The following is a 13,750-nucleotide window of genomic DNA, read 5'->3' as shown; positions in this document are numbered from 1 at the left end:
CAACTATGAGCGCAATCTTACGGGATAAAAATCAGCCAGCATTGTTGAACTGACTTCCGCCCTGTCGTCCGTCGTGACGATGGCGGCGCAGGTGATTTGCGCGTTGCTAGGTCTCATCGGGATTTGCTGTGATGTCGAAGTTGTCGATCGTGTTCAAGCTTCTGACCGTGTTGTCGGTCCTCGTGCTGTCGCTCGCCGGCGTCGGCGTGATGGCGATCGGCACCATGCAGAGTATCAATTCCCACACCGTCGAGATCGCGGAGAGCTGGCTGCCGAGCGTGCGTGCGCTCGGCTCGCTTCGCGCCGACATCAACGAGCTGCGCGTCGCGCTGCGCCTGCACCTGATGCAGGACACCGCCGAGGGCAAGGAAGCCGCCGAGAAGCGCCTCGCCTCGCTGCAGGCGCGCATCGACCAGACCCGCAAGGTCTACGAGCCGCTGATCACCTCGGCCGAGGAGCGTTCGCTCTATGAGCAGTGGAGCAAGGCGTGGGCCGAGTACCTGAACGGGGTGCAGGACGTCATGGCGCTGTCGCGCAAGGGCGTCGGTCGCTTCCCGACCGATGCCAACGAGCTGTTGCAGACCAAGGTCGCGAAGATGGCCCAGGCCGCCGACCCGCTGCTCCAGAAGGGCATCGAGATGAACAACCGGGGCGCCGAGCTGGAGACGAAGCAGGCAGCCGACAGCTACGCCACGATCTTCCGCGTGCTGGTCGGCATCATCGTGTTCTCGGTCGTGATCGCGATCGGTGCCGCCTATTATCTCGTGCGTGACGTTTCTCGCGGCATTGCCTCGATCATCCATCCGATGCAGTCGCTTGGCGAAGGCGACCTCTCCGCCGAGGTGCCGCATCGCGGCGAGAAGACCGAGATCGGCTCGATGGCGGATGCGCTCCAGATCTTCAAGGAGGCGTTGATCGCCAAGAAGGCCGCCGACGAAGTCGCTGCTGCCGACGCCGAGGCCAAGATCGAACGCGGCCGCCGCGTCGACGCCATCACCCGCAAGTTCGAGGCCATGATCGGCGAGGTCGTCGGCACCGTGTCGTCGGCCTCGACCGAGCTCGAGGCCTCCGCGACCACGCTGAGCAGCACCGCGCAGCGCGGGCAGGAGCTTGCGACCGTGGTCGCTGCGGCGTCCGAGGAAGCCTCGACCAACGTCCAGGCGGTTGCGTCCGCCTCGGAGGAGCTGTCGTCCTCCATCACCGAGATCAGCCGCCGCGTGCAGGATTCGGCGCGGATGGCCGCGGAGGCCGTCGAGCAGGCCACGCGGACCAACGACCGCGTCAACGCGCTGTCGCAGGCGGCATCCCGCATCGGCGACGTGGTCGAGCTGATCAACACCATCGCCGGTCAGACCAACCTGCTGGCGCTCAACGCCACCATCGAGGCGGCGCGTGCCGGTGAAGCCGGCCGCGGCTTCGCGGTCGTCGCCTCCGAGGTCAAGGCGCTGGCCGAGCAGACCGCGAAAGCGACCGGCGAGATCGGGGCGCAGGTCTCCGGGATCCAGGCCGCGACGCAGGAGTCCGTCAGCGCCATCCAGGAGATCGGCGGCACCATCGAGCGGCTGTCCGAGGTGGCGGCGGCCATCGCAGCCGCCGTCGAGGAACAGGGCGCGGCCACGCAGGAGATCTCGCGCAACGTGCAGCAGGCTTCGGTCGGTACGCAGGAGGTCTCGATGAACATCACGGACGTGCAGCGTGGTGCGATCGAGACCGGCTCGGCGTCGACGGAGGTGCTGTCGGCGGCGAAATCGCTGGCGACCGACAGCACGCGGCTCAAAGTCGAGGTCGCGCAGTTCCTGGAGTCGGTCCGCGCGGCTTGATCCTCAAGTGCTCGCCTGCGGAGCCGGCGGCGGTGCGACCTGCCGCCGGAACAGGATGCGCTGGTAGAGCCAGCCGATCGCGACCAGCACGATGCCGAGGCACATGAACGACAGCGCGCGGTAGACGCCTGTCAGCGTCGACATGTCGATCACGAAGGCCTTCAGGATCGTCAGCGCGATCACCGCGGCCGACGCCAGCCGTGCCCGCTCGGAGTTGACGAGAATGCCGACGCCGAGCAGCACCACGCCGAAGCCGAGCCAGCCGATCGAATAGGTGTATTGCTCCGCGCCCGTGGTGGCGCCGTAGAGCAGGACCGGGCCGTGATAGAAGCGGCGGATCTCCAGCGTCAAATAGGTCAGCGCGAACACCAGCGCAGCGCCGGCAATCGTGTTCGCATAGGCGACGGGGCGATGTCCGGCCACCGCATAGGACAGCAGCAGCATCAGCACCGCCGGGAGAGCGTAGCCGAGCAGCAGCAGGTTGAAGACGAGACCGCCGACATCGACGCTGGAGAGCAGCCACGGATTCTCCAGGATCAGCAGGCCGAACACGCTGATGAGCCCGGCGATCGCGGTGAGCGCGATTGCGCCGACATTGTGAACGATGCTGTGGCTCCTCAGCCGCAGCCGCTCCAGCCCGATCGCCATGGCGAGCGCGACGCAGACTTGCAGGGCAAATTCGAGCAGTGAGGGCGGCGACGTCATGCGGCCGCCGGTGGCAAGATGCCGGATCTCCATGAAGGCGAGCAGCGCGGTGAACAGGATCGCGGCGGCCTCCACGATGCGCAGCGGCGGATCGTCGCCGCGGCGGCGCAGGAAGATGCTCGCGCCCCAGAACGAGGCCGCCGGCAGGCCGTAGCCCCACAACAGCCAGTTGAAGATCGGCGTGGTGCCGACGGCATCGCCGACGATGCGTGGATCATAGCCGATGCGCGCGGTAACGATCGCGGCAAAGATGGCGGCGAGCCGGCGCAGGACCGGGATCGGCCGCTGCAGCGAGATCCAGGCCGTGCCGAGCGACATCAGGGCCAGCGCGATGGTGAGCCAGCCCTTTTCGAGGGCGAAGGTCAGCGCCAGTGCCAATGCGCCGAGCGTGCCGGTCGCGAACAGCGCGACGGAGGTCGCAGCGCCCGGCCGATCTTCGCGGCGTGCCAGCGCTTCGGTCGCAGCGCCGAAGGCCGCGGCGAGCAGCACCGCGAGGATCGCGAACGGGATCGAGCGGTCGAGATGGGCGATGCGCGCGTAGAGCGCAACGAGGATCGCGGTCGGCGTCGCAACGGCTGCCGCCGACCACACCACCGGAATGACCGCCGAGCTCGAGCGGCCCTGCGCGAGAAAGCCCGCGATGCCGAAGCCGGCAGCGAAGATTGCGGCCATCACCAGATGCAGCGTCACCGCGCCGTCGATCGCTGTCGGTCCGACGCCGGGCATGGGGCCGCCCGGCAGCACCAGCATGTCGGGATTGGCGCGCACCGCCCATTCGGCGAACACGATGAAGACGGTCGCTGCGGCCGCGCCCAGCGCGCCGGTCGCCGCCGGCGCGCGCCAGGCGACGAACAGCGTCGCACCAACCAGAAGCGTGAAGGCGATCAGCGCAAGGTCCGCATGCGCGCTCGACAGCACGATCAGCATCGCGCCGAACAGATAGGCGCCGAGGGAGCTCGACGACACCGGCTCGATCTCGCCGTCCTCGATGGTCGGGCCGAACATGAAGCCGCAGACCACGAGCAAAGCGGCGAGCACGAAGCCCGCGATCGCATGGAAGGCGTGCGGCGCGACCTGCAGTTCGCTGGTATCGAGACCCGGGAAGATCCAGAGCACGGCGAAGGCGATGGTCGTCACCGCGAGCCAGCGCCACAGCCGGATGTGCGCGAGGCCGAAGCTCGCGGCGGTGACGATCGCAAGATAAACATAGAGCGCCCAATAATCCGGCTTGCCGCTGGAGACGAGGATCGGCGTCACGAACGCGCCGACCACGCCGAGGCCCGCGAGTGCGGGCCCATGCAACAGTGCCGCGGCGAGCGTGCCCATCGCGACGATGCCGAGCAGCACGAAAGCGGTGGCGGGCACGAGGAAGCCATAGAGCGCATAGGCGGCGTAGATGGTCGCGAACGCCACGGCCGTTCCGGCCGCGGTGAGGATCGCGGGGATGTTGGCGATCGGCAGCGCCGCGATGTTGGAGATGCTCTCCTTGCGTCGCGACCATTCGCCGGCGCCCAGCAGCGCGGCTGCGAACAGCCCGCCGAGGAACACGCGCACGCCGGGGCCGACGAGGCCCGCCTCGATCGAATAGCGCACCATGAAGAAGCCGCCGAGCGCGAGCGCGAGGCCGCCGATCCAGACCACCCAGCGCGTGCCGAGCCGTTCCTCGAAGCCGGGCGCCGGCGCGGGCAAAGGCGGCGGTGCGTAGGCCTCGGTGCTCGCCGCAAGCGGCGGCGGTGCATCGGCTTCAGTGCTCGCTGCGAGCGGCCGCGGTGAAACCTCTTCGGTGACGAGCGGAGGCGGTGCTGCCTCGACTTCGGGCGCGAGCGGCGGCGGCTCGGCGGCCGTCGTCGCGGGCGCCTCGGCCTGCACCTGCGTGGGCATCAGCGGCGGTGGCTGCACCTGCCGCTGCGCGTAAAACATCTCTTCGAGCGAGGCGAGCCGGCGGCGCAGCTCGGTCGCCTGGCTGGAGGCCTTGATCGCGATCAGGACAGCGATGATCGCAATGATCAGCGCAAAGACGTCAAACGGGCCGTCGAACATAAAGCCTCCAGGCAACCGGCGGGCAGGGGCCGGTCACGCAAATCCTAGGATCTAGCGCCGGGAGCGTACGCGCAAGCCCGGCGCGGGTCGTTCCTGGAGCACGTCGCGGCGGAAGCGGTAGAGCGCCGCCGGCCGTCCGCCGGTCTGTGTCGACATCACCCCGGTCGGTTCGACCAGGGCTTCGGTTTCGACCAGGCGGCGGAAATTTTGCTTGTGCAGGTGCCGGCCGGAGATCGCCTCCACCGTGTACTGCAGTTCAGTGAGTGTGAACTCCGCGGTCAAAAGTTCAAACACCACAGGACGATACTTCAGTTTCGCACGCAGCCGCGCGATCGCGGTCGCGAGAATCCGGCGGTGATCGAATCGCATCGAGGTGCCGAGCGCGGGAAGCTCCTTGCGCGCCAATGCCGCAGGGCGGCCGTCGCGCCGCGCCTCCTCGATCAGCCCGGCCTCGTACAAGAGCTCGTAGCGGTCGAGCACGCGCTCCTCGTCCCAGGGCGCGCCGTCGAGACCGAAATAGAACCGCACGCGATCCCGGCGCGGCAATGCGCGTGTGGTCTCCGGCGTCTCCTCCTCGGCCCATAGCGTCAGCGCCGGGATGATGTCACGGGCGATGATCGCGGGCGGCTCCTCGCGCCAGTCTTCCCAGGGGAGGAAGCGATACCATGGTTCGAAGCTCGCGCCGGTCGCTGCGAGCTCGCCGCCCACCGCGCGCGTCAGCGCGAGATAGCCGATCGACACCATATGCGCACCGGTGTCGCCGGCCTCGGCATGACGACCACGATCGCCGAACGTGTAGAGCTGCTCGACATAGCCGAGCCGCAAGCCCGCCTGTGCCTCGACCCAGGCGCGCAGGCCGATCTCGAACGTGCGATGGCTCGGCGCATCGAACGGCCCGAACGGCAGGCCCGCCAGCCCATCACTGCTGTGCGCGGTGAGGATCAGCGGCTCATGATCCTCGATCGCGACGATCGCCGCGGTCAGGCCGATCTCGATCGGCGTCAGCTGCGTGTCGCTCATGCGGCTGATGTCGCAGTTGTCATTCGAGCTCGATCACGAAGGGGCGGCCCTCGACCATCATCGCGCCCGGGCCCATCTCGTCGAGCGCGCGCAGCATGCGGCCGTTGCGCCCAAGCGCGCGGTCGGCAAGGCCGACGATGCGGCGGTTCGGCGAGGCTATCGGCGAGGCCGCGCGGATCTTCTTGGCGATCTCGATCTCGTCGCGATCCGGATTGAGGGCGCAGACGGCCGCGAACGCGCTCGCAGTGGAGCGGCTGATGCCGGCATAGCAATGCACCACCAGCGGCGCGCTGCGGTCCCAGCCGCGCACGAAATTCAGCACCTGGTCGATATGAGCTTCGGATGGTGCGGTGAAGCCGTCCATCTCCTCGGTGATGTCGTCCATCGACACTTTGAGATGGTTGGCCGGCAGCACCGACACCGGACGTGCCACCTGCTCGACATTGGCCATGACGGTCAGCACATGGCTGGCCCTGGTGAGGCGGACGGTTTCGGGAAGGGCGGCGAGGGAACAGACGTGGATCATGGCGGACCTTTTTGCCGCTGATTATAGCGAGCGCTCGTACGGTGGGCAAAGGCGCATCGCGCCGTGCCCACCGTTTCGCACCGCGCACATTGCGGCTAGTTTGGTGGGCGCGCTTCGCTTTGCCCACCCTACGAAGGGATGATGCTACGCGAACACCGCGTTGAACCGCTCCAGAAACTGCTTCTCGGCCCGCGCCGCGGTCCAGGGCGTGAGGTAGTCGCGCCGGACGCTGTCGGAGAGGCCGGGGTCCCTGCCGAACAGGCGCTTCGCCTCGCTTTCGCTGAAGCCGGCGAGCTCGGTTGCCTCCAGATAGGCCGCCCCGCGATCGGCGGCCTTGATGGCTTGCGTGATCTCCTCGGGCAGCGCCGGCGGCAGGCCGAAGCGGATGTGGATGGCGCCGAGCAGGCGCTTCTCCACCGCCTTGTAATGGCCGTCGAGCACGGCCTTGAACGGCGAGATCATGTCGCCGATCACGTATTCGGGCGCATCGTGCAGCAGCGCGGCCAGCCGCATGCGCTCGTCGACGCGCGGCATCTCGTGCCGCATCACGGTCTCCACCAGAAGCGTATGCTGCGCGACCGAGAAGATGTGCGCGCCGGTGGTCTGCCCGTTCCAGCGCGCCACGCGCGCGAGCCCATGCGCGATGTCGGCGATCTCGACATCGAGCGGAGAGGGATCGAGCAGATCGAGCCGCCGGCCCGACAACATGCGTTGCCAGGCGCGGGATGCCACGTCGCGTGCCGTTTTCTTCGCGGTCATTTGGCCTTGAGGCGCGGCTTGCGCTGCGTCTTGCCGCAGCTCGCGTGACAATGGCAGTCGACGAGATGGTCGTTGACCATGCCGGTCGCCTCCATGAAGGCGTAGACGATGGTCGGACCGACGAATTTGAAACCGCGCGAGGACAGTTCCTTGGAGATCTGCGTCGACAGCGGCGTCGAGGCCGGCACGCTCGCAGTGGTCTTGAAATTGTTGACCTTGGGCCGGCCGTCCATGAAGTCCCACAACAGCTTCGAGAAGCCCGGGCCCTTCTCCATGATGTCGAGATACGATTTCGCGCTCAGGATCGCGCCGTCGATCTTGGCGCGGTTGCGCACGATGCCGGCATCGTTCATCAGCGCGTGCACCTTCTTGTCGTTGTAGCGCGCGATCTTCTCCGGCTGAAAATCATCGAAGGCTTTGCGGAAATTGTCCCGCTTGCGCAGGATCGTGATCCAGGAGAGGCCGGCCTGGAAGCCGTCGAGGATCAGCTTTTCGTAGAGCGCACGGTCGTCATATTCCGGCACGCCCCATTCGGTGTCGTGATAGGCGACATAGAGCGGGTCTTCGCCGGGCCAGGGGCAGCGGGTCTTTCCGTCGGGATGCAGGCGGGGGGCTCGGCTCATGCGATGGGCTGCTTCAGGGGAATGCGGACGACGTCGGGTTCGGCGAGCCGCACGGCGAGGCCGCCGGCGGTGAGCGGCTGGCCGGCATCGAGCGCGTCCGCAACGCGGTCGATGCGCACCAGCGCGATGCCCTTGCCCTGGGCGGACGAGCCCATCGTGCCGACCGGCTTGTCGCCGGCCATAACACTGACGCCGGCCTCCGGCGAGAGGTCATCGAGCAGCACCTTGACGCTGCGGGTGCGCGCGGTGCCGCGATGCTGCATACGCGAGACGACCTCCTGGCCGACATAGCAGCCCTTGTCGAAATCGACGCCGGCGAGGCGGTCCATGTTGGTCTCGTGCGGGAACGCATCGCTGTACATGAAATCGAGCCCGCCGCGCGGCACGCCAAGCGCAATACGATGCGCCTCATAGGCGGAGGCATCGACCAGCTCGGCGCCGATGAGATCGGACAGCTTCTGCTTGAGATCTTCGGGGATCAGGATGCGAGTGCCGAGCGCATCATTGCGCGGATCGGCGAATGCAAGGTCCGGCTGCGCCGCAAGCTGGCCGTCCCAGGCCGCGAGCACACCGAGATCGAGGTTTTCCACCGTGACCTTGGCGCGCAGCTTGTAGAATTTCAGCTTGGTGGCGAGGCCCTCGGCCAGCGCCTTCGGACAGTCGATCAGGAACCCGCCGCCATGGCCTGCGGGCACCTCTGTGATCAGGAAATCCACGATGATCTTGCCCTGCGGCGTCAGCAGCGCACCGAATCGCCCCAGGCCCGGCTTCAGCCTGTCGAGATCGGTCGTGATCAGGCCGTTGAGGAAGTTGCGCGCATCCTCGCCCGCGACCTTGACCACGCTCCGGTCGGGAAGAAACGCTGATTTCATGTGAAAATCTCTTGCGACATGTTGCTCCGGAACGTAAGCCCGCAAGGCATAAACGACAAGACCTCAAGCCCCGCGCTTGGGGATGAGAGAGGCCTTCAGCCATGACCCAGCGCTTCGATGTGATCCTCAAAGGCGGCACCGTCGTCAACCAGGACGGCGAGGGTGTTCGCGATATCGGCATCACCAACGGCCGCATCGCGGAGCTGGGCCCGCTGTCGCAGGCCTCCGCCGCTGAGGTGATCGACTGCAAGGGCCTCCACATCCTGCCCGGCGTGATGGACACCCAGGTGCATTTCCGCGAGCCCGGGCTGGAGCAGAAGGAAGACCTCGAGACAGGGTCGCGCAGCGCCGTGATGGGCGGCGTCACCGCCGTGTTCGAGATGCCGAACACGTCGCCGTTGACCGTGACGGAGGCCACCTTCACCGACAAGGTGAAGCGTGCCCATCATCGCATGCATTGCGATTTCGCCTTCTTCATCGGCGGCACCCGCGAGAACGTGCAGGATCTGCCGGTGCTGGAGCGCGCGCCCGGCTGCGCGGGCGTCAAGGTGTTCATCGGCTCGTCGACCGGCGCGCTGCTGGTGGAGGACGACGAGAGCCTGCGCCGCATCTTCCAGGTGATCCGCCGCCGCGCCGCCTTCCACGCCGAAGACGAATACCGCCTCAACGACCGCAAGTCGTTGCGCATCGAGGGCGATCCGCGTTCGCATCCGGTCTGGCGCGACGAGACCGCGGCGCTGATGGCGACGCAGCGGCTGGTCAAGCTCGCGCACGAGACCGGCAAGCGCATCCACGTGCTGCACATCTCGACCAAGGAAGAGATCGAGTTCCTGCGCGACCACAAGGATGTCGCGTCCTGCGAGGCGACGCCGCATCATCTGACGCTGGTCGCACCCGAATGCTACGAGCGGCTCGGCACGCTGGCGCAGATGAACCCGCCGGTGCGCGGGGCCGATCACCGCGCCGGCATCTGGCGCGGCATCGAGCAGGGCATCATCGACGTGCTTGGCTCCGACCATGCCCCGCATACGCTGGAAGAGAAGTCGAAGACCTATCCGGCCTCGCCCTCCGGCATGACCGGAGTGCAGACGCTGGTGCCGCTCATGCTCGACCACGTCAACGCCGGCCGCCTGTCGCTGGCGCGCTTCGTCGATCTCACCAGCGCCGGCCCCGCGCGTCTCTACAACATGGCCTGCAAGGGCCGCATTGCCGCGGGCTACGACGCCGATTTCACGATCGTCGATCTCAAGCGCAGCGAGACCATTACCAACAAATGGGTGGCGTCGAAGGCCGGCTGGACCCCCTATGACGGCGTTCGCGTCACGGGCTGGCCCGTCGGCACCTTCATCCGCGGCCGCCGCGTGATGTGGCAGGGCGAACTGGTGACGGCCTCGCAGGGCGAGCCGGTGCGGTTCCTGGAGACGCTGAAGCAGTAAGGGGCATTCTTTAGCCTCGTCATTGCGAGGAGCGCAGCGACGAAGCAATCCAGAATCTCTCCGCGGAGGCAGTCTGGATTGCTTCGCTGCGCTCGCAATGACGAGGGGAGAGAGCTACAATCCCTCGACAGGGAGAGTAGTCCATGACCCAACCCCTCATCACCACTGTGCAACTCGCCGCGATTCTCGGCGATCCCAACCTCCGCCTCTACGACTGCACGACCTACAACGAGCCTGTCCCGCCCGGCAGCGACGTGCCGTATCGCGCTGTCCCGGGCGACAAGACGTTCGCGGCCGGCCACATCCCCGGCGCGGATTTCTTCGACCTGCAGGGCGAGTTCTCCGACACCTCCGCGCAACAGCTCTTCATGATGGCTGGCGTGCCCCAGCTAGAGGCCGCCTTCGGTCGCCACGGCGCTGACGCATCCAAGACCATCGTGCTCTACAGCATCGGCACCATGATGTGGTCGACGCGATTCTGGTGGATGCTGCGCTCGCTCGGTGTCGATGCACAGGTGCTCGACGGCGGGTTTGACAAATGGAAGGACGAGGGGCGGCCGGTCGAGACGGGCGCGCCGAAGGGCTATCCCGCCACCACCTTCAAGGCCGTGCCGCGCGCGGGCTTCTTCGTCGACAAGACCACCGTGAAGGCGCGGATCGGCGATCCCTCGACCGTGATCGTCAACGCGCTCGGGCCGCAATTTCATCAAGGCCTCGAGCCGAGCCGCTACGGCCGGCCCGGCCGCGTGCCCGGCAGCGTCAACGTGCCCGCGGCCACGCTCGCCCAGGCCGACAAGACACTGACGACGCTCGCCGATGCCGAAGCGAAATTCGCGGCCCAGGGCGTTACGCGCGACAAGAATGTGATCTGCTATTGCGGCGGCGGCATCTCGGCGACGATCGACCTGCTCATGCTGACACAACTCGGCTACGACAAGCTGACGCTGTACGATGCCTCCATGGGCGAATGGGCGAGGGATCCGGCACTGCCGATCGAGACGGACTAGAGGACTCTCTTACCCTCCCCCCTCCAGGGGAGGGTAAGGAAGGAGGGGGAGTGTAAGGAAGAAAGTCGGGAACCTTTATCGCGGGCCCGCATCCAATGTCCGGAACGAATGGAAACAGGTGACCACCATGCAGCGGACCGCAGCCGGCCTGTCCGCCGGCGCCAGAGCATCGGAAGCCGAACTGATCGACCGCGCGCGGGGCCGTGACGAGGCCGCGTTGCGCGAGATCATGCAGGCCAACAACCGCAGGCTCTACCGTCTTGCGCGCGGTATCCTGCGCAGCGACAGCGAAGCCGAGGACGTGGTGCAGGAAACCTATGTCCGGGCCTTTACCCATCTGGACGACTTTCGCGGCGAGTCCGGGCTGTCGACCTGGCTGTCGCGCATTGCCATCAACGAGGCGCTTGGCCGGGCGCGAAGCCGCAAGCCGCATGTCGAGCTCAGCGCTCTGCCGGAAGAGGCGCTCGACGCGCAGATCATAAAATTTCCCGTTTCTCCCGCAGGCGATCCGGAAAGGACCATGGCCCAACGTGAAATCCAGCGCGTCGTCGAACGCGCAATCGACGAACTGCCGGATGTCTTCCGCATGGTCTTCGTCGCGCGCGTCATGGAGGGGATGAACATCGAGGAGACCGCCGATCTGCTCGGCGTCAAGCCCGAGACCGTGAAGACGCGGCTGCACCGTGCGCGCACCATGCTGCGCGAGAACGTCGAGAAGGAGATCGGTCCGGTGGTGATGGATGCCTTCCCGTTCGCCGGGTGGCGCTGCGAGCGGCTGACCGTATCGGTGCTGAAGCGGCTCGGCAGCGGCGGCTGAAGTTTTTCGGGAACGTTTGCGCGAAAATCCCATCCAATGCCTGTGAAGCAACGCCGGCAAACCGTCCGGCAGCACAGGAGTTTCAAACATGTCCACCCGATGGAGCGCGGCGATCGCCGCGGCAATTCTGTTGTCGAGCCCCGCGCTGCTTCGGGGCGCCGGCGCAGCCGACAAGCCCACCGATCCGCAGATCGCTCACATCGCCTACACAGCGGGCGTGATCGACATCAACGCGGCCAAGCAGGCGCAGAAAAAGGCCAAGAACAAGGACGTCAAGGCGTTTGCCGAGGACATGCTGCGCGACCACGAGGCGGTCAACAAGCAGGCGCTGGCGCTGGTCAAGAAGCTGAACGTTACGCCTGAAGACAACGATACCAGCAAGGCGCTGTCGAAGCAGGCGAGCGACAAGCTGGCTGAGTTCGACAAGCTGAGCGGCGCGGCCTTCGACAAGGCCTATGTCGCGAACGAGGTCGCCTACCACAAGGCGGTCAACGGCGCGCTGGAAACCCAGCTCATCCCGTCCGCCGGCAATGCCGAGCTCAAGAGCCTGTTGCAGACCGGCCTGAAGATTTTTCAGGGCCATCAGCAGCACGCCGAGCATGTCGCGGCCGAGCTGAAATAGGGGGTGTGGGATGAAGCCGGGACACCTCGCTTCGATCGCGCTTGCGGTCGTCTTGCTGTCGATCGTCGTCCCGGCGCGCGCCGCGACCATTCAGATCACAATGGAAAATCTCGTGGTTTCACCGGCCGAAACGTCCGCGAAGGTCGGTGATACCATCGAATGGATCAACAAGGACGTGTTCGCGCACACCGCCACGGCGAAGAACGGCGATTTCGACGTAATGCTGCCACCGAAGAAGTCGGCAACGTTTGTTCTGAATAAGGCGGGAACAGTCGATTATTACTGCCGCTATCATCCCAACATGAAAGCGACGCTCAAGGTCGCGCCGTGAGGGAGGAGGGAGTGCATTCCCGATCGTAGTGGGAATATCTCCCGGTCATCGCGAGACTAATGCTAGTCCGGGGGAGGCGGCTTCCGTGCGATAAACGCAGCAGACTTCGCGAACCTGTTCGCCAGATCCCGTTCGCCAGGTCATTCATCCGTAGACTGGCCCCGCCCGTGTGGCGGGGTCATTTTTCGCAAGCAGCTTACTGCCTTGCGAGAGTGACCGAGAATTCGCCGTTGCGGATGCGGCCCGGAAAGCCCTCGACGAATTTCGCCACCGCATCCTCGCCGTAGGTGCCGACGAGCTCGGCGAATGCCGCAAACAGGCTCGCCTGCGCCAGGCAGTCGCCGTCGACGCCATCATGGCGCGCTTCGGCCCAGGCCTCGTTGAGATAGCTCAGCGCGGCCTGTTTCTGCTCGTGATCGGGCAGCGGCGCGCGGGCGGGGGCGTAGGACACTGAATGGCTCATGAAACTCGATCAGGGCTGGGGCGCGATCCACGGCGATGCGCTGTACGAAAGGTGTAGCACGCGTATTAACGCCCGCTAGGCCACATCTTTAGGAACGGTTAACGGCTGTGAACAAAGTCGATGACAGGGTTCCAGATGCGCGTTCGCGTTCATCTCTCGTCATTCCGGGACGCGCCGACAGGCGCGGGCCCGGAATCCATCGTGCGTCAGAGTTGGTGGCCCGATGGATTCTCAGATGCGCAATTGCGCATCGTAGCTCGCGCTTCGCGCGCCCCGGAATGACGGAAAGAGAAATCAGTTCGCGTAACGCGCGGTGAGATCACGCGAGATCTTCGAGCCTTCCTCGATATAGCGGCGGATCGCCACCGTCGCGGCCGGCGTGCAGCTCCGATAGGTCTGCTGGAAGCCGTTATAGCCGCGGTTGAAGCCGGCGATCATGCGGGTGCGGCGCTCGCCCGAGGGGGTTTCGGCATCGATCAGCGCCTGCATCTCGCTGCGCCATTTGTTGCCCTCGTTGGACCCGCAGATGCCGCGCAGATAGTGCAGGCCGCCCAAAATCTCCGCCAGCCGCTGCAAATCGGCGTCAAACGGCGCCGCCACGTCCTGGGCCCTCGTGGGCACGGAGGCGCAGGCGAGAATCAGGGCAAAAATGGCCAGAAATCGCGTGGACATCGGCGGGGTGTATGCCCCCTCGGGGCGGAGGACGCAA

At 66.2% G+C, this 13,750-nt stretch carries 14 protein-coding genes; 6 read left to right on the top strand and 8 right to left on the bottom strand.

What is annotated here, in order from left to right; genetic code table 11:
* Positions 1-131 precede the first annotated feature (131 nt).
* Complete coding sequence (locus AB7G19_RS33085) at positions 132-1,820, top strand: methyl-accepting chemotaxis protein (RefSeq protein ID WP_085402569.1); 1,689 nt, start codon at positions 132-134, stop codon at positions 1,818-1,820.
* 3 nt (positions 1,821-1,823) lie between these two features.
* Here the strand turns inward: AB7G19_RS33085 and AB7G19_RS33080 are convergent, their stop codons facing one another.
* The 6 genes from AB7G19_RS33080 to ygfZ form a co-directional block, all read right to left on the bottom strand.
* Positions 1,824-4,565, bottom strand: coding sequence for a DUF2339 domain-containing protein (locus AB7G19_RS33080; protein ID WP_085402570.1), 2,742 nt, complete (start codon positions 4,563-4,565; stop codon positions 1,824-1,826).
* 51 nt (positions 4,566-4,616) lie between these two features.
* The gene (locus AB7G19_RS33075; RefSeq protein ID WP_085402571.1) at positions 4,617-5,585 is read right to left on the bottom strand and encodes an NUDIX hydrolase; all 969 of its coding nucleotides are present in this window, start codon (positions 5,583-5,585) and stop codon (positions 4,617-4,619) included.
* Positions 5,586-5,604: 19 nt separating this feature from the next.
* Positions 5,605-6,111, bottom strand: a complete 507-nt coding sequence (locus AB7G19_RS33070; RefSeq protein ID WP_028152156.1) for a tyrosine phosphatase family protein — start codon at positions 6,109-6,111, stop codon at positions 5,605-5,607.
* Between the two features lie 144 nt (positions 6,112-6,255).
* Complete coding sequence (locus AB7G19_RS33065) at positions 6,256-6,870, bottom strand: YfbR-like 5'-deoxynucleotidase (RefSeq protein ID WP_085402572.1); 615 nt, start codon at positions 6,868-6,870, stop codon at positions 6,256-6,258.
* The gene (locus tag AB7G19_RS33060; RefSeq protein WP_063985089.1) at positions 6,867-7,493 is read right to left on the bottom strand and encodes a DNA-3-methyladenine glycosylase I; all 627 of its coding nucleotides are present in this window, start codon (positions 7,491-7,493) and stop codon (positions 6,867-6,869) included. Before AB7G19_RS33060 ends, AB7G19_RS33065 begins: the two co-directional genes overlap by 4 nt.
* A complete protein-coding gene (ygfZ, locus tag AB7G19_RS33055) occupies positions 7,490-8,365 on the bottom strand; it encodes a CAF17-like 4Fe-4S cluster assembly/insertion protein YgfZ (RefSeq protein ID WP_085402573.1) in 876 nt (291 codons plus the stop codon). Before ygfZ ends, AB7G19_RS33060 begins: the two co-directional genes overlap by 4 nt.
* A gap of 101 nt (positions 8,366-8,466) precedes the next feature.
* Here ygfZ and AB7G19_RS33050 point away from each other — a divergent pair, with 101 nt between their 5' ends.
* The 5 genes from AB7G19_RS33050 to AB7G19_RS33030 all read left to right on the top strand — a co-directional run bounded on the left by AB7G19_RS33050 (position 8,467) and on the right by AB7G19_RS33030 (position 12,578).
* A complete protein-coding gene (locus tag AB7G19_RS33050) occupies positions 8,467-9,801 on the top strand; it encodes a dihydroorotase (RefSeq protein WP_085402574.1) in 1,335 nt (444 codons plus the stop codon).
* A gap of 143 nt (positions 9,802-9,944) precedes the next feature.
* The gene (locus AB7G19_RS33045) at positions 9,945-10,808 is read left to right on the top strand and encodes a sulfurtransferase (RefSeq protein ID WP_085402575.1); all 864 of its coding nucleotides are present in this window, start codon (positions 9,945-9,947) and stop codon (positions 10,806-10,808) included.
* 127 nt (positions 10,809-10,935) lie between these two features.
* Positions 10,936-11,625 (top strand): RNA polymerase sigma factor, encoded by a 690-nt coding sequence (locus tag AB7G19_RS33040; protein WP_085402576.1) that lies wholly within the window; start codon positions 10,936-10,938, stop codon positions 11,623-11,625.
* A gap of 88 nt (positions 11,626-11,713) precedes the next feature.
* Complete coding sequence (locus AB7G19_RS33035; RefSeq protein WP_085402577.1) at positions 11,714-12,247, top strand: DUF4142 domain-containing protein; 534 nt, start codon at positions 11,714-11,716, stop codon at positions 12,245-12,247.
* Between the two features lie 10 nt (positions 12,248-12,257).
* Entirely contained in the window at positions 12,258-12,578 is a 321-nt protein-coding gene (locus AB7G19_RS33030) for a cupredoxin domain-containing protein (protein ID WP_085402578.1), read from the top strand.
* A gap of 196 nt (positions 12,579-12,774) precedes the next feature.
* Here the strand turns inward: AB7G19_RS33030 and AB7G19_RS33025 are convergent, their stop codons facing one another.
* Together AB7G19_RS33025 and AB7G19_RS33020 are read right to left on the bottom strand one after the other, a co-directional pair.
* A complete protein-coding gene (locus tag AB7G19_RS33025) occupies positions 12,775-13,041 on the bottom strand; it encodes a hypothetical protein (protein WP_014497305.1) in 267 nt (88 codons plus the stop codon).
* 294 nt (positions 13,042-13,335) lie between these two features.
* Positions 13,336-13,713, bottom strand: a complete 378-nt coding sequence (locus AB7G19_RS33020; protein WP_011085347.1) for a TIGR02301 family protein — start codon at positions 13,711-13,713, stop codon at positions 13,336-13,338.
* Positions 13,714-13,750: the final 37 nt, after the last annotated feature.

This window comes from Bradyrhizobium sp. 215_C5_N1_1 (assembly GCF_052075935.1).
In the GTDB taxonomy this organism is placed as follows: Bacteria; Pseudomonadota; Alphaproteobacteria; order Rhizobiales; family Xanthobacteraceae; genus Bradyrhizobium; species Bradyrhizobium barranii.
The sequence above is the reverse complement of the archived record's forward strand: the minus strand, read 5'-3'. Positions and strand labels throughout refer to the sequence as shown.